Origin of the sequence: Alkalihalophilus marmarensis DSM 21297 (assembly GCF_000474275.2) — a bacterium.
Lineage (GTDB): Bacteria > Bacillota > Bacilli > Bacillales > Bacillaceae_D > Alkalihalophilus > Alkalihalophilus marmarensis.
In genome coordinates this window covers 55,664-76,967 of the sequence record NZ_ATAE01000034.1, presented here as the reverse complement: position 1 = coordinate 76,967, position 21,304 = coordinate 55,664, and the positions used below count along the sequence as shown (strand labels likewise).

The following is a 21,304-nucleotide window of genomic DNA, read 5'->3' as shown; positions in this document are numbered from 1 at the left end:
TTAACGAAGCCACTTCGTCGTTGTGATGACCGTCCCTTCCCCTACCTCGGAATCAATAGAAAATTCATCCATTAAACGCTTCACTCCAGGAAGTCCTGCTCCCATACCGCTAGAGGTGGTAAATCCATCTACCATCACTTGTCTAATGTCTGAAATTCCGGGACCTTGGTCTTTAGCAATCACTTGTATTCCTTTAACCATTCCCGTTTTCGACGGTGCCTCAATTAGTTCTAAACATATTTCTCCACGCTGCGCATATAAATAAATATTACGCGCTAGTTCTGAAATGGCTGTTGTTATCCGCGCTTGATCGACACTCCCAAACCCGATTTCCTTTGAGAGGGTACGACCTGCTTGTCTAGCAGCAACAATCCCCCATTCATTTTTTACTTCTACACAGGATTGGGTTTCCATGATCATCCCTCCAGTTCCTGCTGCAATTTGTCCAAACCTTGCTCAAGGTCAAGAGCTGTAGGAACATCATCCAGTTTAATACCCATATCAATTAATGTAATTGCGACCGCAGGCTGTATTCCTGTTAACACAACGCGAGCACCCATTAAATTAGACATATCGACGACATCACCTAACACTTTAGCGATAAATGAATCGATCATATCTACAGATGTCAGATCAATAACAACTCCTATCGACCCTTCTTTGTGAATTTTATTTAATAGGTCCTCTTGAAAACGCAGTGCTGTTTGATCATCTAACTCTACTTGGATACTGATAAGCAAGTATTGATGAAGTTTTAAGATTGGGATCCTCATTTTTAACTCCTCCAACTTATATTTCTTCTATTTTTTTATCCGTCATTTCTAAAGCCGTTTCCATCCCTTTACGCAAAGTGCTCTTTGTAGGGAATTTACCTAAGTCAATTCCAAGGTTGACAATCGTTTGAGCGATTTCAGGACGAATACCAACTAAAATACATGTTGCTCCTACAAGACGAACTGCCTCTGAAGCTTGTATAATGTGGTGAGCAACCATTGTATCCACAACAGGAACACCCGTAATGTCAATTAACACCACTTGTGAGCGGTTTTTAATAACGCCGTCCAACAGATTTTCCATAATTAGTTTCGCTCTTGCTGTATCGATTGTTCCAATAAGCGGCATTACCGTAATCCCCTCAAAAACTGGAATTAAAGGTGCCGAAAGTTCAAGAAGAGACAATTTTTGCATTTCGAAAATATCTTCCCAAGAACCTGTATAATCTGTTACCAATTGATTAATAATGCCGTCAATCCAATCTTCCACTTCATTAAAAAGAGTTAAAAGCTGATCGACATTATGTTCTGTTTCAGAAAGTGTCGCTAAGACAGCGCGACGGAACGCCTGTAGGCCTCGAGTGAAGTAAGCTAGCGGCCAACCCGTCTGAATAAATCGATCTGTAAAATTTGTCAGCCGTTCATTCGCTTGCATTTGGTTTCGATCTACCGACTCAAAGATAAAATTCATAAACTCTTGATTTGTATTTTCATAGACCGTATCAGATATAGAGTTTAAATAATTCTCCTTACGAACTTCTTGGAGCTGCTCTTCCCATCTTTTCGTTAACACTTCTCGATTCTCGAATATAAAGGATACTATATAAGGTTGCATCTTACTTTCCTCCAGTTCAAAGTGGTTACAGTTTGTTACAGTTATTATTTCACGACTTGCTTGATGTTGCAAAGATTTTCAGATTAAAGGTTTTAGAAGTTCATGTAAGAAATCCCACTTCAGAAAAGTTCCTCATATTAATTAAACCTTATTTTACTGCTTTTGATCAATAACAAACCGTTAAAGGCATGATTTGATGTAACATAATAGAAAAAACCCCGCTAAAAGCGGAGTTTTCCCTCATTCAAAAGTCAATTAATCCCAAACTAATAAACAAAGCATCATTAACCCTCGTCATCATATCATCATCAAGATGGGTGATTTTATCGGTCAGGCGCTGTTTATCAATTGTTCTTACTTGTTCTAGCAAAATGACCGAATCACGATCAAATCCGTATCTTTTTGCATTGATTTCAACATGAGTCGGCAATTTTGCCTTTTGAATTTGTGCCGTGATTGCAGCCACAATGACAGTAGGACTAAAACGATTCCCAATATCATTTTGGATGATTAAAACAGGTCTTACCCCACCCTGCTCAGACCCAACAACAGGTGAAAGGTCGGCAAAATAAACGTCACCTCTTTTTACAATCAACCGCTACACCCCACTTACTAAGCGATCAAGGGTGTTCTCTGCTTCCTCCTCGGCAAGAAAGGCTTCAGATGCAAGGTTAAGGTTGATTTTAGCCATTTCCATATAGCCTTGCTGCATCGTTTCACGAATTTGACGCTTCTTTCGGTCACGAAGATATAGCTTCGTTGCTTGCGATAAAAACTCACTGTAATTTACATTCTCTTGTTGAATCACACCGTCCACCTCGTTTAACAAATGTTGTGGCAAATTCACTACAATGCGTTTCGTTCTCTGTTCTGACACGAACATCCACCCCCAGCATCAACCAACGACCTAAATATTATATGTTTTCATAACGCTTTCATGCCTAATCACTTGGCAAAAAACGAACTTCTTTTATCCACATTTAATGATAGCATTGACTTCTGTAAAATGCAAAGAGGTTTTACAAATACTATTTAATCTCCATAAAAAGAAGGCCCAACATTATATGTGAGCCTCCCTGGATCGTTATTTTTCTTGTGTACCGTAAACAGATCTTGCAATTGAAACCATTTCTTCTGTTCCTAGAGTAGAAGAAGCAAGGTAGAAATCTACACCGTTATACGACCACATTAAGGACTCTTCAGTCATAACGCCAATCGTAAAGCCTAAATCTACCGGCTCGCCGTCACTTACATTCATCGGAGTGGTCGCAGGCACCACTTTGCTTTTCTCTTGAATAAGCGTGAATGGAGCTTCTCCTGTATATTGCAGTACAACACTTTCACCGCGGTCAGTTTCCACTGTTTGCGAAGAATCTAGTGATGTACCGTCCGGAGTGTACATTGGATAATGTACTGCCATCTCTGCTTCAAGTTCAGCCATCGTTGGCTGCTCATTCATTTGTGCCCCCGTCATATTACGCTCCATATCGAAATCACCTTCATTGAAGCTTGCATTCTCTTCAAAGCTTGTGAAATCTAATTGAACAAGAACTTCAAGATCAGGATTCATTACTTTCACTTGCAGTGGAGCTAAGTCTTTCTTATTAAATGTAATTTCTTGTGTGCTTAAGTTCTTATTTTGATAGTTTGTATTCGTTTGGAACACATACGCATCCTCCGTCGCCGTAAAGGTTCTTTCAGGATCCATTAACACATCTTGAATCAGTGAGCCGTATAAGTACACTTGGCTGCTGTTGATCGGCCAATCACTTTGGAAACGGAAGCTCTTATTAAGTGCCGGAGTTAACACGAATACCCCGTCATCGTTGCGGAGGATAATCTGGCTTTGGTCTTTGGCAGCATTTTTAAGTGCTACACGATAGTAATCTTTTTCTTGATGCCAAACTTCCACCTCATATGTTTGCGGCTCATTCCCTGTTTGTAATGTCATCGTAGCAGCTGCCTTATAACCACTAATATCGGACATTTTACTTTCAAGGTCTTCTAGAATATCATCTTGCGTTTTTTCACCGCACGCTGCAAGAACAAACGTCACCATCACAATAAGTGCGATAAACCAGCTTACTCTTTTCATACCTTCACCCCTTTGTCTCAATTAACGCCAAAGAAGAGAATTCTACCAATCAAGAGACGGCAATCATGATTGTGTCCCGTTCGTTCACTCAAGAATGCCAAATCTTTAAACGCGTTTAACATTCAAAGAATAAACGAATTAGGTTCTTGATGAAATTTTGACCTGACTCTGCTTGAAATGGCACAAGCTCTCCCATCCGCATTACAACTATATGAGGCAAGGGGGGACAATATGCAGACTAGCTTGACAAGCGCTCTAAAATTACTTGCGCAACAGCATTTTTCTCACTATGAGATATGGATATATGGATAGCTGCCTCAACATTCGCAGTGAGTACCGGCTTTCCGTTTTCTTCATTCAATACCTCAATATCCTGCCATCCGAACTCTTTTGAGATGCCAGTCCCGCACGCTTTAACAAAAGCTTCTTTTGCCGCAAAGCGTCCAGCCATAAATTCAATCTTTCTTTTTTCAGCAAGCTTTTGGTAAACGGACTGCTCCTCTTTTGTTAACACTTTTTGAACAAATCTTGGCTGCTTTGTGAGCATCTGTTCTATTCGCTCTAATTCCACAATATCTATTCCGATGCCTATAATCATGTAAACTCTCCTTTTCTAGTCTGAATTCTTAAATCGGGCATTTCCTCTTTCTTTTTTGATATACTTATAGAAAGAATACGATTTTGTTAGGAGGATTAAGCTTGTTTATTCGTCAGGAAAGCTTCTATTCCTTTAGAAAGAACTACCCTATTATTTTTGGTTTGTTAGTAATCCATTTAGCCTTATTTGTATGGATGAATTTTCTTCCTGGAGGCTCTCTTGTTAGAAATCTTGGGATTGGCTATAACTTGGCTGTAGCCAATGGTGAATGGTGGAGACTGATTACACCTATTTTCATGCATTTAACGATTGGGCATGTTGTATTTAACTCATTCTCTCTCGTTATCTTTGGTCCTGCCTTAGAACAAATGCTAGGCAAATTCCGCTTCATCATTTTTTATCTCGGAACAGGTGTCATCGCAAATATCGCTACTTATTATCTAGGAGGCTTGAGTTACCCTCCTCATTTAGGTGCTTCTGGTGCTATCTTCGGTTTATTCGGGATGTTTGTCTACCTTGTCTTATTTAGAAAAGATTTAATTGATCAAGCAAACTCACAGCTTGTAATGACTATTCTTATTATTGGCCTTGTTATGACATTTGTAAATTCTAATATTAACGTATTAGCGCACCTGTTTGGCTTACTAGGCGGTGCTGCACTTGCTCCTTTATTTTTAACTGGAGTGAAGCCTTATCATATGTATCAGCATGTCCACGAAGCGAGCGAGCCAACCTTTAATCCGAACCGTTGGCAAAAAAAGAGAAGGAATCAAAAGCTTTTTAAGAACGTGTTTTGGATTGTCCTCGCTTTACTCGTATTATATGGCATATTCAATAGATAAGCAGATAAAAACCCTCCAATCCTATAATGAATTGGAGGGTTCATCTTTAATTCTTTAAGCCTTCTATAAAAGTGTTTACATTATGCTTCATCATATCTACATATGTTTCTGCCCCGCTGCCGTCAGCCCCGATCGCATCTGTGTAAACCTCACCTGCAATCTCTACACCAGCATTACTAGAAACAGTATCCATAAAACGGCTGTCAATCGTTGTTTCTAAGAAGACTGCCGGAATCTCTTTTTCCTCAATCAAATCTACTACTCGAGAAATTTGGCCAGGCGTCCCTTCTTCATGGGAATTTAATTCCCAGATTCCAATTGTTTCATACCCATAGGCTGCACCAAAGTATTTAAACGCATTTTCACTTATTACAATGGTTCGTTTATCTTCTGGAATTTCTTCTGATTCTTCACTAATCCATTCATCTAATTCAGTTAATTCCTGAATATAGGCTTCAGCATTAGCCTCATACGCCTCAGCATTATCAGGATCTCTCTCCATTAAATCATCACGAATATTCTCTACATAAGCTATCACATTTTTAACATCTAACCATGCATGGGGGTCATCCTCATCCGTACCATCCACTGGAATTACATCAATCCCATCAGAAACTGTAACAATTTCAGCATCACCAGCATTCGCAACCAGCCGCTCTAGCCACTCCTCAAGGCCTAAACCATTCACATAAAAGACAGAGGAATCACTGGCCTTCTGAAAATCACTCGGAATAGGTTCATATCCATGAGGTTCTTCGCCGATAGGTACCAAGTACTCAACAGCAGCAAGGTCCCCGGTCACATTCTTTGTAATATCAGCTAAGATCGAAAAGCTCGTAACGACCTTTAACTCGCCATTTCCTTCACTTTCACCATTTTCTCCACACGCCGCAACAAATAGACTCATCAATAAAACAACTAAAGCAAAAAACCACTTACGCACTCTCATCATCCTTTCTCGATTTTTACTCTCACTAAAAAAGTTGTGTACAGGCAAAAAATAGGACAAAAAAATAGCCTCTTTTCTTCACCAAGGAAAACTATTTTGTCTTAGGGCAACTTTATTTTGTCACATTTATTAAGTATTGTCTAGCCTTTTTGGGTATTTTTCTTGTACCTTATTGATTGTATGAAAAAGCAGTCCTATATGTTCCTGTTCTGTGCCTCTTTATAAAATATTCCTATGTAAAAAGACTTGAAAATAGTATATAAAGCAACAAAAAAATAAACCATTTTTCATTATGAACAAAAATGGTTTATTTCGGCTATTAAATTTGTGGTCTGATAAGGATATACCTCTTGATGAATATAACCCGTATCTTGCAGACCGGTATATCTTTTGCCACTTATCATATCGATAACCTCAAGAGTTAAATCGCCTTCATCACACACTTTTATCCCAATCTTTCTTAACTCCTTTAAATAAATTGAAACTTTTTGTGGATCTGCTTGAACAACCATCTTTTTAAGATTGACCTTTCCATTTACCTCTTGAACCACGCAAAGGTCATTTCCAACTCCTTCAATTTGAACGTCGCCATCTATTTCAGTAAGTACAAAGATCAAATGGTCCACTAAAACAGCTAACACTTCAATGTACTCCTTTATAGTAGCAAATAAACTTTTATCAAGGTCTCTTTTATATGTAGTAATCAATTTCAATAATGTAACTACGTGACGTTCTTCAACTGGTTGGAGACAATACTCTTTAACAATTTTATTCACTACTTTATGAATGCTATTTAATAAACGCTGAGACAATTTATATTCCGAATATATCAGTTGAAGGTTCGTATTAACCATCTTCATTCCACCTCACTTTTTGGTTATTTAAATGGACATGGAGTCTCTTTATCACACCCATAATTACACCGTCCAATTGATTGATATATAGAACACCATGAGCGTTTCGCATAACAAATCGGAATGTTTTGTTCAGCAGCCTTTTTCTTCAATACAGAAGTTAAATTATGATTAATAAAATCGGTAAGAACTAATATAAGGTCAATATGAGATGGGATTTCTTTCTTTACCATCTGCGCTTTTCTCCCATCCACATGTGTAATCTGTTTGAAACCCAACCCTTCTAGCTTCTGTGGAATACTCCCAAGACGATCCGCTCCGACTATTAGTAAAGAAGACATTTATAACACCCTCCATTGATAATTATTCTCACTTTATTTTAAATGAAAAAGATTCTCATTGTCAATTAAATTTTCAGTCAAATAAAAAAAGGATCCTGAAAAAGGACCCTTTCGAAGTTACTAAGGAAATCGTTAATACTTTTTAAGCAAATAGCGCAAAGGAATGATAGAAACGATAACAATAAGCAAAGCCGCGGGTGCCGCCATATGGTAAATGGCTTCGCTTGTCTCTACCCAAATACGTACTGCAAGTGTATCAAACCCAGGAGGTCTGAGTAATAAAGTAGCCGGAAGCTCTTTAATGCTGCTTACAAATACGAGTGCGCCCCCTGCCAAGATACCAGGCAGAATAGATGGAATAATAACTTTAATCATGACCTTCCAAGGAGGCTGGCCCAGGCTTCTCGCTGCCTCGTCTATCCGTGGAGAAATGAGGCTGAGCGAAGCATCTGTTGACTGCATTGCCTGTGGTAAAAACCGAATCACAAAAGCAATGGCCACCAAATAAAATGTATTATAAAGCATAGGTATATACTGATTAAAAATAAAGATGATTCCAAGTGCTACAATGACTCCAGGTAACGCATAACCTGCATAGCTCATCTTTTCAATAATAGCAGATACTTTGGAAGGATACCTAGAGCGTAAATAAACTACTGGCAGAGCTAAGATCATACAAATGAGAGCTGCCATACCAGAGACCTTCACACTATTCCATGCATATTCCCAGAATCTTGAATCCAATGCCCCCGCCTCAAGGCCAAGAACCGACCAATAAATGAGGACAATGACCGGCAAGATAACCGAGATGAAGAAAATTGTGCTTACAAATATAAGGGCAGGCCATTTCCATTTTCCAAGACTTAAAATGTCAGGCTCTTTAAATGTATTACTTGTTTGATAATACGATTGTTTCTTCTTAGTTCTCGATTCAATCCACAAAATAACTAGTGTAAGGACAATTAAGACCACACTTAAAACAGTAGCTGAAACATTATCATAACTTCCCATTTGGTAGTAAATAGCTGCTGTAAATGTTGTATACCGCATCATCGCAATCGCACCAAAATCAGACAGTACATACAAAGCAATTAGGACAGCTCCAGCACCAATTGCGGGACGAAGAAATGGAATGTTCACTTTCCAAAAAATTTGTGAAGTCGTCATTCCTTGGGACCTTGCTACTTCTTCATAGTTCCGATTCATTTTTCTAAGCGAAGCACTGGCAATTAAAAATACATACGGATAGGTGAATAAGGTAAGAACCGCAAATACCCCCCAAAACGAATAAACATTAATTGGGTATTCACCGAATACATTTAGCAGCCACTCGTTCTCACGCCACTCTCTCCATAGCCATCCTCTAGGCCCAAATACAATAATATAAGTAACAGCCCCTACGTATGGCGGTATAACTAAAGGAAGAGCAAGCAGCCACTGCCACATTTTCCTCCCAGGCAGACTTGTACGATTAACAATCCATGCCAGCAACACGCCGATTGAAACCGCAAATAAAGTAACCATAAAGGTTAAAGACATCGTATTCCAAATCAACTGCGGAATCCGAGTATCAAGTAAGCGCATCCACCTGTCTGTACCAGCAAACAATGATCTCCATACGACATAAAAGACTGGTATGGCCATTAATAAACCGGTTAACGCTGCAAATGTAAATAAAACCCCGCCTGGCCTGCTTCCTCGATTCCTATTGAAACGGATCCCTTTAAATAAACGGCGAGAGGTTGGAGACATATCGTCTCCAACCTGAGGGGTTTTCCTATTATTTTTTTCGTTATCTAGGTGTTGACTCATGACGTCACATCTCCCACTCGCCCAATAATTATCTCTTACAGGTCTAGGTCAAGACCAGCTTGTTCAATAAGTTCACGTGTATCTTCCCACACTTCGCCTAATTGACTTAACGGCATATCATGTGTTTTATAATCTGAGATTGTTGCGGCACCTTCTACAGCTTCAATTTCTGGATTAATTGGAACCTCAAGTGACTCATATGAGAATTCACGTTGATTCTCTTCTTCTAAAATCCAATCAAGGAATACTTGAGCACTTTGAGCATTTGGAGCATCCTTCACAAGTCCGACTCCAGCTGCGTTCACAACAGCTCCCATTTCTCCCTCACCCTGATCTGGATAAATAACTCCAACGTTGTTATCAGCAGGCTCTTGAAGCTGTTGGTGATAGTAGTAGTTGTTTACTAGACCAAATGTAAACTCACCAGCCCCAACCGCACGACGGATATCACCGTGGCCTTGAAGGATAGCTCCTGCATTATCTTTCACATCTGCAATCCACTCTTTAGTTTTCTCATCGCCCCACTCATTACGAAGCGCTGATACATGACCAATCATTCCACCATTTCCTCCGCGAGTAATAGCGAACTCACCCTGCCATTTAGGATCTGTTAGTTCCTCGATAGTTTTCGGCATTTCTTCTTCAGTAATTAGATCTTTATTATACATTAAAACTCGTGTACGTGCTGATAAAGCGAACCAAGAATTATCATCTGCACGATATCTTTCATCGATTGATTCAATTCCTTCAGGATCAGATCCTTCTAAAAGTCCCTCAAGACGAAGGTTTTCAAGCGCCCCGATATCGTTTGAAATAAAAACATCAGCTTGTGTATTTCCAGCTTCACCTTTAATTCTGCTTACTGCATTATCTCCAGCATGAAGCGGCTTCACTTCAATTCCTGTATCCGCTGTAAATTTCTCTAAAAGAGCATTTACGAAGTTTTCATTACGAGATGAGTAAACAACAAGCTCACCAGTTTCTTCTAAGGCTGCTTCCTCATTTGCTTCATCCGATGATTCTTCAGTATCTTCTTCAACTGCAGGCGCATCTTCAGCTGGCTCTTCAGTAGAACCACATGCTGCAACTACAAATAAAGATAGTGCTAATAAACTAAGTAAAAAAAGTTTTAGTGCTTTATTCATAAGATTTCCTCCTGTTATGTATTTTTTAAGCTAATGATTTTCATTCTCATTTGCCCTCACAAACCATACTATACTTTGAGTGAGAATCATTGTCAACGTATTTTTATATTTTTGTAACAAATCAAACTTCAGGCGGAAAACTTTGTAAAAAAAGAAAAGCCCTCGAAAAATGAGGACTTTTTGTTTTATGCTTCAACAAGTGCAACTAGCTCTGGCTTAATATCAAACGACACAACAGAACCAACCTCAATTTCCTGTTCTACAGGCGCATAGACAATCATAGGTTCATTTGTCACATGCTCATCGCCAAGTCTCACTTCAAGCTCTTGGTACTCACCACTGTAAGTTACTCGCTCCACACGCCCGGAATAGCGGCCGTCTTCCACTAAACGACACCCTTCAGGACGGATCGAAACGCGAACATCTTCCAAGACTTTATTAGATTCTGAGGGCAGACAAACACGCCCAATATGCGTTTCTACATGTTTCATATCTTCACACAGTGTCCCTGTTAATAAGTTTGTTTTTCCAACAAATTGAGCAACAAAGCAGTTTTTAGGACAGCGATACATATCACGTGGAGATGCAATCTGCTGAATCACACCTTGATTCATGACGACCACACGATCTGATACGGCAAATGCATCCTTTTGATCATGCGTAACAATAATTGCAGTTGTATTGGCTTTCCTTAAAATAGCTGTCACATCATAACGCATTCTCTCTCGCAATCCTGCATCTAAATTACTAAATGGTTCATCCATTAAAACCACATTCGGACGCGGAGCAAGAGCACGCGCAAGAGCTACACGCTGCTGTTGTCCCCCAGAGAGTTCATTAGGAAAACGCTTAGCATAATCAGCTAAACCAACCAGCTCAAGTACTTCTTTAGCACGCTTCTTTTTATTAAGCGTACTCCATTTATTCAATCCAAACGTTACGTTCTTTTCAATTGTTAAGTGCGGGAATAATGCATAATCTTGAAACACCATTCCAATCCCTCTTTTTTCCGGAGGTAAATATGAACTTTCGTCAAAGACAACTTTATCATCAATACGAATAGACCCGCTTGATGGCTGTTCAAATCCTGCGATCATACGAAGCGTCGTGGTCTTTCCGCACCCACTCGGACCAAGCAGAGTAATAATTTCACCCTTTTCAATTGATAGGTCAATATGATTAACTGCTGGACTTCCAGCATTAGAATACGTCTTTGTTAAGTTTTGAAGGTGGATAAAGCTCATTATGTAGTCCCCCTCAGACTCTTCTTTGAGAATGAATTTCAATCTAGATTAATAATAGCATAGCCCATTTTCAAGCGTCAATGTAAAACCACCAATAAAAGCGTCACTTTCAATATTTTTAGTAATTTCAAAATTCTTGTAGGGTTGTTTCACCAATTCTCCTGAAGGGAATACAAATAAATACTGTAAATAACTACAAAGCAGGGTTTTACATCATTACGCTTTTTTTGTAAAGTATATAAGGTGTGGAAGTGAGGTGGATGCATTGGTTGCAAATATGACTGAAGACCAATTACTTGTATTAGTGATTAAGTATGTTAAAGAAGCGAAACGATCGGCACTCCAACAGTTATTAGAAGAGTTGCACCCGTATGATGTCGCCCAACTATATCGAGGCCTTCCTGAAAAACATCATCACAAGTTTCTTACATTTTTAACATCTGACCAAATAGCTGATTTAATTCAGGAATTAGAGTATGAAATGCAAATTGAAATTTTACACAAACTTGGAATTGAACGTTCCTCAAAAGTTATGAACTTGATGGATAATGATGACCTTGCTGACTTACTTAACGAATTGTCAGCAGACAAAATCCAAGAGTTCTTAGAGGTCATGAGAAAAGAAGACTCTCAAAAAATCCGCTCTTTAATGAGTTATCCAGCTGACACAGCAGGCGGATTAATGAACAATCAGTTTGTATGGATTCATGTGAACCAAACAGTGAGGCAAGCTGTTAATAAGCTAAAAGAATATGCCAGTTTCTCAGAAAACATCTATTATTTATATGTTATTAATGAGGAAAAAAAGCTGGTAGGAGTGGTTTCTTACCGAGATCTGTTAATTGCTGATGAAGATGAGCGCATTGAAGATATCATGTTCAGCCGAGTTGTATCTGTATCAGTCGATGCTGACCAAGAAGAGGTTGCACAAACAATCGAGCGTTATGATTTCATTGCTGTTCCTGTTGTAGATGCACAAAATACACTACTTGGGATTATCACTGTTGATGATGCCATCGATATTGTTATCAGAGAAGCCAATGAAGACATAGAAAAGCTATCAGCTTCTGGTAAAGATATTGACTTCAACACAAAAGCAACAACCGCTTCGTTTAGACGCCTCCCATGGCTTATCTTGTTATTATTTATTGGTTTATTATCTGGAAGTATTATTAGTGGTTTTGAGGAAACTCTAGACCAAGTCGTGGCACTGATCTTTTTTATGCCAATGATTGCAGGCATGACTGGTAATACAGGTACTCAATCACTAGCGGTTGTTGTTCGTGGTATTGTTACAAGCGATGTAGACCGTAAAACAGTCTTTAAATTGATCTTTCGTGAGCTAAGAGTTGGAATAATTATCGGCTTAACTTGCGGAGCACTCATTTTATTAGTAGCTACTCTATGGATAGGAAGTCTAACATTAGGGATCGTTGTAGGAAGTTCCTTGTTAATCACGTTGATTGTTGGTACATTGGCAGGAACTGTTATTCCTCTTATGTTATATCGTTTTGGAGTAGACCCGGCAGTTGCTTCAGGTCCACTCATCACTACAATTAACGATATCTTTTCCTTAATGATTTACTTTGGAATTGCTACAGCATTCTTATCTCAACTGCAGCATTTATAATTTTATTTGAAACAGCCTCGTTTAAGTTGAGGCTGTTTTTTTCGACAAATTGCCGGGGAAATAACTCGATGCTTGTTGAGAAAATAAACAAAAATGGGTCTAACCTCATGTTAGACCCATTCAAATTATGTTGTAAGAAAATGACCGATTACCCAATAAAGAATTCCATACAACGCTGTAACTGACGCAATAATAATAAATAAGGCTTTGTTTGAAAGTTTCATGATGGTCACCCTTCATACTTATTCTTTTCGTAGTATACCTTATTTAGACTAGTTTGTTACTGAATTTTTTTTGAACAATGAACCCACATCAAATAAAACAGCCCTTCAAATCCTCATACGAAGATTTAAAGGGCTTTATTTTCCTTATATACGTTCCTGCATCGTGTATGCTCTTGTGTAGATATGTTCAATGTCCGCATCCGTCATCACCATTAATTTACGCTCAGTCATCCCCTCTACCTTTGTTAGAAACTGAATCATATTTTCGCGTTCTTGTCTGCTCATATTAATCACCCTTTCTGTATTAATACATCTTCATTTATTTTTTATTATTATATAACAGAAGATTCGAAATGGTCAATCATTTCTTTCAATTTTTTTAATATGATTATAAAGCCCTTTTTAACAAGAAAAAACCTTGCTGAATAACAAGGTTGAAGTTTATTTCATAATCAGCACTGGGCAGGAGGCTTTTTTCATTACCTTGTGACTGACACTGCCAAGAACCATTTGCTGAAGCGGATTTAGTCCTCTGCATCCAATAACAATTAAATCTGCGTTGGTTGTTCTAGCGAAGCCTATAATTACTTGAACAGGCTCACCTCTAAGGATCTTTATTTCATAATTAATCTTTTCTTTTTTGGCAATTTCACAAATCGCAGTTAACCTCTCCTTGCGCTTTTCGGATATGCCAAGTGTATCCCAATTATGCAGTACGTCTGCTTTAGAAGTCGAGCTATCGACTGCATAAACAACAAATACCTTCGTATCTCTCCCTGTAGCAAGTTCAATTGTCTTTTCAATTGCTTTCATAGAGTGCCAAGAACCATCAGCTGCTACTACAATTTGTTTGAACATAAGCCTCCCCCTCTCACTTACTATCAAACACTCTGCAAAATAAATGGAGTCTTTTATTATACGAGCGGATATCACAAAGTGGCACTAATTTATAAAATAAAGCACCCTAGGAATAGATACTAGGATGCTTTAGACAATATTTTTATTGATTCAATTTATGTGCAACTTTAGCTAACCTTGCACCTAAGCGCTTAGCCATTGTAAAATCTCTCTCGTCCGGCGAGGCAGATCCATCCGGTCCTGAGATAGTAGATGCCCCATAAGGACTTCCGCCAATACCATCAGTTGTTAGCTGCTCGGGATTCTCACCATATGGAAGGCCTACAAAAATCATTCCGAAATGAAGCATAGGAATAAGGGACGTAATTACCGTAGTCTCTTGTCCGCCATGTACAGAACCGGTACTCGTAAAGATCGATGTTGCTTTGCCCTCTAATTCCCCGTTAGCCCACAGACCGCCGGCTGAATCAAGAAATTGTTTCATTTGAGCTGGCATCGAGCCATACCTTGTTGGTACGCCCCAAGCAATACCATCAGCCCATTTAAGATCATCATGCGTTGCTTCTGCTACTTGACCTTGTTCTTCTTGAGCTGATACGTAGGCGTCCTGACTAGACATAGCCTCCTTAACCGCATCAAATTCAGGTATTTTTACAAGCTTCACTTCTGTGCCTTCTACTTCTTCTGCTCCTTTTGCTACTGCTTTAGCCATTTCATAAATATGTCCATATGCACTGTAGTATGGTACAAGAATCTTCGCCATTATTGAACACTCCTTATTAACTAACTTTTTTAAAGTTACTATACATTTTATATTATTTTAATCATTTTTAATTGTCAATTAATTACCCTTGGTTTCTTATCTATACCACTTGTTTGTGGTAAACTAAACCTATTATTGAGGTCAACGTTCTTGAGGTGAACATTATGGATTATAGTAAAATGTGTCCTAAATACGAGCATGCAGCAGAATTATTAGGAAAAAAGTGGACTGGCTTAATTATACGAGTGCTGCTTGATGGTCCTAAACGTTTTAAAGAAATCAAAAAACAAATACCATATATGAGTGATCGAATCTTAACAGAGCGGATGAAAGAGCTAGAACAGCTCGAGATTATTTCGAGAAATGTTTACCCAGAGACACCAGTTAGGATTGAGTATGAGTTAACTGAAAAAGGATTAGATCTAGAACCAGTTATTCACTCTATTCAAACTTGGGGAGAAAAATGGATGTAGGGAAGCAATATAAGATTGCTTTCCTATTTCAAATCCGACTCTTTAGTCGATTTCATTAAAGAAAAAATAACGTCCGTTCTAGGACCTCATTTTTTCTCTTCTTTTATTTCTTTAAGCCTTGCATAAACAATGAGAACATTAATGATACCCACTCTGATAAATCAATGTCTTCCTTTTTATCAGAAATATGTAAATGTGTTCTTTGAAGAGTGATCAATTGAAAGATATAGCTTGTTTTGACACTAGATGGAATATCCTCCCTGAGATCACAAGCTTGCTCAGCGATAAGAACGTACTTATTGATTCCATCAAGCAGCGTTTCTTTTTCCCTCATTATTTTCAGCAATCTCTCATCATCATCTTGAAACGCGGTCTGTAACTCCCCTGTTAATTCTAAAATTAAGTGGATCTGTGCATAATCCATCAAAATAGCTATAACCTTTTTTAATTGTTCTTCTGCAGTTAATTCGCTTGAGATCTGCTCCATTCTTTGAGTGATTAAATTCATTACTCTTAACATATACTCACATACTAAATCTTCTTTATTCGAAAAATATTCATAGATTGTACTTCTTCCTACTCCTAATCGACCTGATATCAGCCGAAAGTTCAATCGATCATACCCTATTTCTAACAGCAGTTCCTCTGTTACTTTCATTAACTCTTGAAGATCTATTATTTTTTTCCTCGCCATCCTATTCCTCACCCTTTATTCGTCACTATTTAAACTCACAAAAAAGAACTATAACATTATTAACTTTTTTACTAATAATACCCTATAAATAGTATTATAATCCTAAGACTTTATACTGTAAATTTTTAGATTTTTCTTTTACTAAAAACCCCTGCATACGGATGGATTTTTTGTAAGTAGGAATGACCCCCGTCCTATCGGCACATGACGAAAAGGCGAGAAACTGATATTCTTATAATAAGGAAGTATTTCGATTGTCGAAGAGCTAATGTCATCTATCAAAAGAAAAAGGGTGAGAATATGGATATACATACAATTGGAAAAAATATAAAGTTTTATCGCACCCTAAAGGGCCTTACTCAAAATGATCTAGCAGAAGGTATTTGTACCCAAGCACAGATCAGTAATATCGAAGCTGGAAAATTCATCCCGCTTTCAACCACCTTGTTTGAGATATCCAGGCGCCTTGGAGTAGATATGACTCACTTCTTTCATGAAGCATCAAACCCCCGGTACGACTACATTCAAGACTTTATTCAAGATGTAAGAAAACAAACTGTCAACCGAAATTATAAAGAGGTATATGAACTGATTTTGGCAGAAGAGAAAAATCCTCTATTTGAAAGTGTAGATTTAAAACAATTTATCCTTTGGCATAAAGGACTCTCACTGGCCTATATTAGTACGAATTATGAAGAAGCCCTTAAAATGCTTTTTAACGCACTTAATTTAACCTATAAAGGAAAAGACGGCTATTCTCAGGAAGAAATTCAAATTTTAAATGCGATCGGCATTGTCTATGATTTAAGCGGCAAGCCAGAAACATCGGTCGAAATATATGAGAGAGCGATCCATGGTACTTCAACCATTCCGCAATTAAACCCAAGAATAAAAGTTAGAGTATATTATAATTATGCCAAAGCAGTAAAAAGCCTTGGTGACTTCGCTAAATCGATTGAACTGAGTGAAAAAGGGATTCAGCTCTGTATTGAGAATGAGCTGCTCTACTTACTCGGAGAGTGCTTGTACCAAAAAGGTTACTGCCTCTTATTAACAAACCAATATAAACAAGGTGAAAAACATATCAACGATGCCATTCATTTATTTAACATTGAGGGAAAAAAGCGATTGGCTGAAATTGCAGAGAAACAAAAAAAAGAAGCAATAGGATAACCCTATCGCTTCTTTTTTAATGTTTATTTTGTATGTTATTATCCTGCGTGTGGAAGGTCACCTGCATGTGGTAGATCACCGGCATGCGGTAAGTCTCCAGCATGTGGCAGGTCACCTGCATGCGGAAGGTCAAAAGCAGCTTCATTGGCTGAGGCGGATAATGCACCAGCTCCTAAAATAAATGCTCCTACTAGTAATGCGCAAACAAAACGTTTTAATGACATCTTCTTCACCCTGCCTTCTCTTTAAGTTACGTTTAGTATACATCTTTTTCCACTTTTCTGAATTCTTCACAGTAACCTATATCTTACTAATTAAAGCCGTAAATAAGCGAATAACTCGTATATCTCTTTAAAATATAAATGTACTCATAATGCAAGTTGGATGCAGAGAGCTCTCTCTGCATCCAATACTTCCTTAGGGATTATTGAGCCGCATACTCAGCATCCACTAAGCCATTTCCATAATACGTGCTGTTACCAAGCGGAATCGCTGTTTGATTCATACGATTACGAATTTGTGCCGCCGTTAAGTGAGGGTGTTTTTGTTTAACTAATGCAGCTACCCCAGCTACATGTGGAGATGCCATCGACGTACCATTTAAACTGCGATATCCGTTATTTAAATACGTACTGTTAATATTGACACCAGGCGCCATAATCTCAAGTTCTGATCCATAGCTTGAAAAGTTTGCTCTATTTCCATTTTGGTCCACCGCTCCAACAGCCATTACAGATGCATAGCGCGCTGGGTAGCCCATGTTATTTGAACCGCCCTGCTGTCCTGAGTTTCCAGCTGCCCCAATTAATAAGACACCTGCATTTCTAGCGCGGTCTGCTGCTAATTGCAGGGTTGTAGATCCAGAAGGACTTCCTAAACTCATGTTGGCAATATCCATCCCATTATTCATTGCCCATTCTATCCCTTGAGCAATGGATGCATGCGAACCGCTTCCGTTACGATCAAGAACTTTAACAGCATATAGTTCAGCTCCAGGAGCCACTCCCAATACGCCATATGAATTGTTTAGGGCAGCTACAGTACCAGCTACATGAGTACCGTGACCATTATAATCCACATAAGTGTTTTCTGTAGGGATAAAACTTACTCCTCCTCTAATATGTAAATCAGGATGAGGAGCCACTCCTGTATCAAGTACTGCTACTTTTACTCCGTTCCCAAAGTAACCTTGACGATGAACAACATCCGAGTAAATATAAGGGATCCCCCAAGGAACAGTCTGTGCAATCTCAACTTCTTCGTTTTCCTCAATAAAATCAATATGAGGATTATTTTTCAATCCACTTACCGCTGCTTCTGGAAGCTCTGCATAGATAACTGGAAACTCTGTATATTCATGTTGAATTTCTCCACCTGCATTTTGGATAAGTCCTTTTGCCTTGTCTGAGTTGAAACCAATTAAGTACTCTTGCTTCGCACCATTTGCACTAGCCGTGCCTACTAACATGATTAGAAACAAAATAGTTAAACTGCTGACCAATGCCGATTGCTTAACCTTCAACGCTGAGCGTATTTTTTGAAGATTCATAGGCGATCACCTCCTATGAATAATCTATCAAAATTCAAAAAAGTATGTATTTTCTGTGACAAGTTATTACAACCTATTTACTAGAATAATAGGAGGATTCACGTCTATTATTACGTATTTAATAAATATAGTAATATAAATAGTTTTATATGAAATTTTCAAACAATAAGCTAAGAACATAGAAAATGTCGAATTATTCCATAGAAAAAGGCATTTGAGATGTTTCTCAAATGCTCTGTCTGTGACTTAAGTTATAGCGCGGCAAAACAATATCAATCAACGTCCCTCTTTTGTGTCCGCTGCGAATCCTAAAATCACCCTTATGCTCGTGGATAATCTTTTGACTGATCGTTAATCCAAGCCCAATCCCCTTTTCTTTTGTTGTATAAAAAGGCGTTCCTAAATGAGCAAGACGATCTTTTGGGATACCTGGTCCATTATCAATAAACCTAAATCTAACACTCTCTTCTCCATCTCTACTTTCAACTTTAATTCGTATCTTGCCCATTTGGGGCTTAATGGCTTCTATAGCGTTACGCAATAAATTGATGAATACTTGTTTTAACTGATTTTCTACTGCATAGATGGACATCTGCTCTGTCTCTACATAGATGACGTCAATTTCAATATTATTTAAATGGGCCTCAGATTGGAATAAGACAATGGTATGAGAAAGCAGATCTTGAATTGGAACGCTTTTACGATCCACTTCTTGCGGTTTAGCGAGAACCATGAACTCATTAATAATCTCTTCAATTCTATTTAATTCAGAGAAAATAATCTCCCAATAGTGGTCTTCTTTTTTCTCGAGATTTTGTTCTTGATATAATTGGAGAAAGCCTTTTATTGATGTTAATGGGTTTCGTATCTCATGTGCAACTCCTGCTGCAAGCTGTCCAACCACGGATAGTTTGTCTAACCTGCGAATCATTTTTTCGTTTTCTTTCCGCTCGGTAATGTCACGGCTTTCGATTAATATATCTGATTGATCTCCTTCATCAAACATCCTTAAAATAGATTCGATCCAAATGATGCTTCCATCCTTACGATACATACGGTATTCCATTCGTTGCTGTTCTTTTGTTTCCAAAACCTTTTGAAAGGTTTCATAGGTATGCTCCCGGTCATTAGGGTGGATTCTCATCGTTGCAGTATCTCCTATCAGCTCACTTTCTTTATAGCCAAGCAGCTTCTCATGTGATGGAGAGATATACTTTCCAATCCCATTCCTGTCTATAATCGAAATAAGGTCATAGGAGTTATCAGCAATTAAGCGATAGCGTTTTTCACTCTCACGCAATGCTTCTTCCTGCCTTTTCTTTTCAGTTATATCATTTAGCAGCACAAGATTCACCTTGTTATCTCTTATGCTGATTGAGGTAACCATTGCCTCAATCATTTTATATTGATGGTCTAACGTTTTAATTGTGTATTCACTAATGCCTTGGACAGGCTCTTGATGTACTTCTGTAGAGCGTTTTTTTATTTCAGCATGATGCTCCATGTTAGCAAACGAATAGATGGAGTTGCCTATTAATTTGGATTCATCATCCGTCCCCATTAAGGTAAGGGCCGCATGATTCACATATTGAACCGTTCCCTCTTGATGAACAAAAATCGGCAAAGGACAAAGGTCGACTAGCTTTCGGTATCTCTCTTCACTTTCCCGCAGCAGGGATTCAATCTTCTTTTGTTCAGACATATCACGAAAGACACTTAATGAACCAACAATTTCCCCGTCTACATCTGTTACGTACGAATACGTAATTGAGACATCAAATAATTCCCCGCCTCTTCTTAATCTTTGAGTAGTAATATGAGAATAACTCGAGCCCCTCAAAGACATTTCGTTAATTCTTGAGGACTCTTCAATTAAAGAGACAGGAAGTATATTAATCTCATATACTTTTTTCCCTAACACTTCTTCACTCTTCCAGCCGAACATGTCGCTAAAGGCAATGTTCACAAACGTAATTGTACCGTTGACATCACGAACTAATACCGCATCTTCTGTATTCGATAAGTAGGTAAGCAAGGAAGCATTATAGGAGCCGATTAAATTCTGCTTATTCTTCCCAACGACTAACACGATCCATTCTTCCATCTCTTCTACATAAACAGGGCTGCAGCTTACCGTTAAAATCCCTTTATCTTCAAGAGAAAACGAAAAAGACACCTTCTTTTGAGTTTTAAATGTATTTTTACATGTGCGTTCAAACTCATTCTCCTTACATACAAAGCCATCCTTACCATGCATAAAAAATTCGTCTACCCATTTTTCTGCTGGCTGGTTGTATACGGCTAGCAGGATCTCTTTATCTGTATTTCTGCAAATAAACACACTATCACTCGTTTGGTAAAACCACGAGAGAAAGAGTTCATCTTTTACTAGATCTTTTGGCTCCGGCACGATCATCACAACCATTCTCCATGAATCTGTCTATCTTTTTAT

24 protein-coding genes are annotated in these 21,304 nt (G+C 38.4%); 4 read left to right on the top strand and 20 right to left on the bottom strand.

Annotation, left to right across the window (positions count from 1 at the left end; translation table 11 throughout):
- The 7 genes from A33I_RS12620 to acpS all read right to left on the bottom strand — a co-directional run bounded on the left by A33I_RS12620 (position 1) and on the right by acpS (position 4,301).
- A complete protein-coding gene (locus A33I_RS12620; protein WP_012957259.1) occupies positions 1-414 on the bottom strand; it encodes an anti-sigma regulatory factor in 414 nt (137 codons plus the stop codon).
- Positions 415-416: 2 nt separating this feature from the next.
- The gene (locus A33I_RS12615) at positions 417-773 is read right to left on the bottom strand and encodes an STAS domain-containing protein (RefSeq protein WP_012957258.1); all 357 of its coding nucleotides are present in this window, start codon (positions 771-773) and stop codon (positions 417-419) included.
- 16 nt (positions 774-789) lie between these two features.
- Complete coding sequence (locus tag A33I_RS12610) at positions 790-1,608, bottom strand: RsbT co-antagonist protein RsbRA (RefSeq protein ID WP_022628761.1); 819 nt, start codon at positions 1,606-1,608, stop codon at positions 790-792.
- A 244-nt stretch (positions 1,609-1,852) separates the two neighbouring features.
- On the bottom strand, positions 1,853-2,203 hold the full coding sequence (locus A33I_RS12605; RefSeq protein WP_012957256.1) for a type II toxin-antitoxin system PemK/MazF family toxin: 351 nt from the start codon (positions 2,201-2,203) through the stop codon (positions 1,853-1,855).
- Positions 2,204-2,206: 3 nt separating this feature from the next.
- Positions 2,207-2,491 carry a CopG family ribbon-helix-helix protein gene (locus A33I_RS12600; RefSeq protein WP_031311629.1) on the bottom strand — a complete coding sequence of 95 codons (285 nt, stop codon included), beginning with the start codon at positions 2,489-2,491 and terminating at the stop codon, positions 2,207-2,209.
- Between the two features lie 201 nt (positions 2,492-2,692).
- Positions 2,693-3,703: a LolA family protein gene (locus A33I_RS12595; RefSeq protein WP_022628759.1), complete on the bottom strand. Its 1,011-nt coding sequence runs from the start codon at positions 3,701-3,703 to the stop codon at positions 2,693-2,695.
- Positions 3,704-3,941: 238 nt separating this feature from the next.
- Positions 3,942-4,301 carry a holo-ACP synthase gene (gene acpS / locus A33I_RS12590; RefSeq protein ID WP_022628758.1) on the bottom strand — a complete coding sequence of 120 codons (360 nt, stop codon included), beginning with the start codon at positions 4,299-4,301 and terminating at the stop codon, positions 3,942-3,944.
- A gap of 101 nt (positions 4,302-4,402) precedes the next feature.
- Here acpS and A33I_RS12585 point away from each other — a divergent pair, with 101 nt between their 5' ends.
- Positions 4,403-5,143 carry a rhomboid family intramembrane serine protease gene (locus tag A33I_RS12585; protein WP_022628757.1) on the top strand — a complete coding sequence of 247 codons (741 nt, stop codon included), beginning with the start codon at positions 4,403-4,405 and terminating at the stop codon, positions 5,141-5,143.
- A gap of 46 nt (positions 5,144-5,189) precedes the next feature.
- Here A33I_RS12585 and A33I_RS12580 read toward each other — a convergent pair whose 3' ends face one another.
- The 6 genes from A33I_RS12580 to A33I_RS12555 all read right to left on the bottom strand — a co-directional run bounded on the left by A33I_RS12580 (position 5,190) and on the right by A33I_RS12555 (position 11,488).
- On the bottom strand, positions 5,190-6,086 hold the full coding sequence (locus A33I_RS12580; RefSeq protein ID WP_022628756.1) for a metal ABC transporter solute-binding protein, Zn/Mn family: 897 nt from the start codon (positions 6,084-6,086) through the stop codon (positions 5,190-5,192).
- Positions 6,087-6,382: 296 nt separating this feature from the next.
- Positions 6,383-6,946, bottom strand: a complete 564-nt coding sequence (locus A33I_RS12575; protein ID WP_022628755.1) for a hypothetical protein — start codon at positions 6,944-6,946, stop codon at positions 6,383-6,385.
- 23 nt (positions 6,947-6,969) lie between these two features.
- A complete protein-coding gene (locus A33I_RS12570; protein ID WP_022628754.1) occupies positions 6,970-7,287 on the bottom strand; it encodes a DUF2325 domain-containing protein in 318 nt (105 codons plus the stop codon).
- A 132-nt stretch (positions 7,288-7,419) separates the two neighbouring features.
- Positions 7,420-9,099 carry an ABC transporter permease gene (locus A33I_RS12565; protein WP_022628753.1) on the bottom strand — a complete coding sequence of 560 codons (1,680 nt, stop codon included), beginning with the start codon at positions 9,097-9,099 and terminating at the stop codon, positions 7,420-7,422.
- Between the two features lie 35 nt (positions 9,100-9,134).
- The gene (locus A33I_RS12560; RefSeq protein ID WP_022628752.1) at positions 9,135-10,244 is read right to left on the bottom strand and encodes an extracellular solute-binding protein; all 1,110 of its coding nucleotides are present in this window, start codon (positions 10,242-10,244) and stop codon (positions 9,135-9,137) included.
- Between the two features lie 185 nt (positions 10,245-10,429).
- Positions 10,430-11,488, bottom strand: coding sequence for an ABC transporter ATP-binding protein (locus tag A33I_RS12555; RefSeq protein ID WP_022628751.1), 1,059 nt, complete (start codon positions 11,486-11,488; stop codon positions 10,430-10,432).
- A gap of 265 nt (positions 11,489-11,753) precedes the next feature.
- Between A33I_RS12555 and mgtE the strand changes: the two genes are divergently transcribed.
- Complete coding sequence (mgtE, locus tag A33I_RS12550; RefSeq protein WP_152976477.1) at positions 11,754-13,118, top strand: magnesium transporter; 1,365 nt, start codon at positions 11,754-11,756, stop codon at positions 13,116-13,118.
- A 368-nt stretch (positions 13,119-13,486) separates the two neighbouring features.
- Here mgtE and A33I_RS12545 read toward each other — a convergent pair whose 3' ends face one another.
- The 3 genes from A33I_RS12545 to wrbA all read right to left on the bottom strand — a co-directional run bounded on the left by A33I_RS12545 (position 13,487) and on the right by wrbA (position 14,963).
- On the bottom strand, positions 13,487-13,627 hold the full coding sequence (locus tag A33I_RS12545) for a BH0509 family protein (RefSeq protein WP_012957243.1): 141 nt from the start codon (positions 13,625-13,627) through the stop codon (positions 13,487-13,489).
- A gap of 156 nt (positions 13,628-13,783) precedes the next feature.
- Entirely contained in the window at positions 13,784-14,200 is a 417-nt protein-coding gene (locus A33I_RS12540) for a universal stress protein (protein ID WP_022628749.1), read from the bottom strand.
- 142 nt (positions 14,201-14,342) lie between these two features.
- Entirely contained in the window at positions 14,343-14,963 is a 621-nt protein-coding gene (gene wrbA / locus A33I_RS12535) for an NAD(P)H:quinone oxidoreductase (RefSeq protein WP_022628748.1), read from the bottom strand.
- A gap of 164 nt (positions 14,964-15,127) precedes the next feature.
- On the opposite strand from wrbA, the gene A33I_RS12530 reads away from it, so the two are divergent.
- Positions 15,128-15,436: a winged helix-turn-helix transcriptional regulator gene (locus A33I_RS12530; RefSeq protein ID WP_012957240.1), complete on the top strand. Its 309-nt coding sequence runs from the start codon at positions 15,128-15,130 to the stop codon at positions 15,434-15,436.
- Positions 15,437-15,539: 103 nt separating this feature from the next.
- On the opposite strand, the gene A33I_RS12525 is transcribed toward A33I_RS12530, so the two are convergent.
- A complete protein-coding gene (locus tag A33I_RS12525) occupies positions 15,540-16,130 on the bottom strand; it encodes a TetR/AcrR family transcriptional regulator (RefSeq protein WP_022628747.1) in 591 nt (196 codons plus the stop codon).
- A gap of 300 nt (positions 16,131-16,430) precedes the next feature.
- On the opposite strand from A33I_RS12525, the gene A33I_RS12520 reads away from it, so the two are divergent.
- Entirely contained in the window at positions 16,431-17,303 is an 873-nt protein-coding gene (locus A33I_RS12520; RefSeq protein WP_022628746.1) for a helix-turn-helix domain-containing protein, read from the top strand.
- A gap of 38 nt (positions 17,304-17,341) precedes the next feature.
- On the opposite strand, the gene A33I_RS12515 is transcribed toward A33I_RS12520, so the two are convergent.
- The 3 genes from A33I_RS12515 to A33I_RS12505 form a co-directional block, all read right to left on the bottom strand.
- Positions 17,342-17,527 (bottom strand): hypothetical protein, encoded by a 186-nt coding sequence (locus tag A33I_RS12515; protein ID WP_012957237.1) that lies wholly within the window; start codon positions 17,525-17,527, stop codon positions 17,342-17,344.
- 200 nt (positions 17,528-17,727) lie between these two features.
- A complete protein-coding gene (locus tag A33I_RS12510) occupies positions 17,728-18,852 on the bottom strand; it encodes a S8 family peptidase (RefSeq protein WP_022628745.1) in 1,125 nt (374 codons plus the stop codon).
- 226 nt (positions 18,853-19,078) lie between these two features.
- Positions 19,079-21,268 carry a PAS domain-containing sensor histidine kinase gene (locus A33I_RS12505; protein WP_022628744.1) on the bottom strand — a complete coding sequence of 730 codons (2,190 nt, stop codon included), beginning with the start codon at positions 21,266-21,268 and terminating at the stop codon, positions 19,079-19,081.
- Between the last annotated feature and the right edge of the window lie 36 nt (positions 21,269-21,304).

Coding starts and splice junctions, on each gene's coding strand:
- A33I_RS12610 (WP_022628761.1), bottom strand. CDS start 1,608: ATGCAACCTTATATAGTATCCTTTATATTCGAGAATCGAGAAGTGTTA.
- A33I_RS12600 (WP_031311629.1), bottom strand. CDS start 2,491: ATGTTCGTGTCAGAACAGAGAACGAAACGCATTGTAGTGAATTTGCCA.
- A33I_RS12595 (WP_022628759.1), bottom strand. CDS start 3,703: ATGAAAAGAGTAAGCTGGTTTATCGCACTTATTGTGATGGTGACGTTT.
- A33I_RS12560 (WP_022628752.1), bottom strand. CDS start 10,244: ATGAATAAAGCACTAAAACTTTTTTTACTTAGTTTATTAGCACTATCT.
- A33I_RS12505 (WP_022628744.1), bottom strand. CDS start 21,268: ATGATCGTGCCGGAGCCAAAAGATCTAGTAAAAGATGAACTCTTTCTC.
- A33I_RS12575 (WP_022628755.1), bottom strand. CDS start 6,946: ATGGTTAATACGAACCTTCAACTGATATATTCGGAATATAAATTGTCT.
- A33I_RS12515 (WP_012957237.1), bottom strand. CDS start 17,527: ATGTCATTAAAACGTTTTGTTTGCGCATTACTAGTAGGAGCATTTATT.
- acpS (WP_022628758.1), bottom strand. CDS start 4,301: ATGATTATAGGCATCGGAATAGATATTGTGGAATTAGAGCGAATAGAA.
- A33I_RS12525 (WP_022628747.1), bottom strand. CDS start 16,130: ATGGCGAGGAAAAAAATAATAGATCTTCAAGAGTTAATGAAAGTAACA.
- A33I_RS12565 (WP_022628753.1), bottom strand. CDS start 9,099: ATGAGTCAACACCTAGATAACGAAAAAAATAATAGGAAAACCCCTCAG.
- A33I_RS12520 (WP_022628746.1), top strand. CDS start 16,431: ATGGATATACATACAATTGGAAAAAATATAAAGTTTTATCGCACCCTA.
- A33I_RS12570 (WP_022628754.1), bottom strand. CDS start 7,287: ATGTCTTCTTTACTAATAGTCGGAGCGGATCGTCTTGGGAGTATTCCA.
- A33I_RS12555 (WP_022628751.1), bottom strand. CDS start 11,488: ATGAGCTTTATCCACCTTCAAAACTTAACAAAGACGTATTCTAATGCT.
- wrbA (WP_022628748.1), bottom strand. CDS start 14,963: ATGGCGAAGATTCTTGTACCATACTACAGTGCATATGGACATATTTAT.
- A33I_RS12540 (WP_022628749.1), bottom strand. CDS start 14,200: ATGTTCAAACAAATTGTAGTAGCAGCTGATGGTTCTTGGCACTCTATG.
- A33I_RS12530 (WP_012957240.1), top strand. CDS start 15,128: ATGGATTATAGTAAAATGTGTCCTAAATACGAGCATGCAGCAGAATTA.
- A33I_RS12545 (WP_012957243.1), bottom strand. CDS start 13,627: ATGAGCAGACAAGAACGCGAAAATATGATTCAGTTTCTAACAAAGGTA.
- A33I_RS12615 (WP_012957258.1), bottom strand. CDS start 773: ATGAGGATCCCAATCTTAAAACTTCATCAATACTTGCTTATCAGTATC.
- A33I_RS12620 (WP_012957259.1), bottom strand. CDS start 414: ATGGAAACCCAATCCTGTGTAGAAGTAAAAAATGAATGGGGGATTGTT.
- A33I_RS12510 (WP_022628745.1), bottom strand. CDS start 18,852: ATGAATCTTCAAAAAATACGCTCAGCGTTGAAGGTTAAGCAATCGGCA.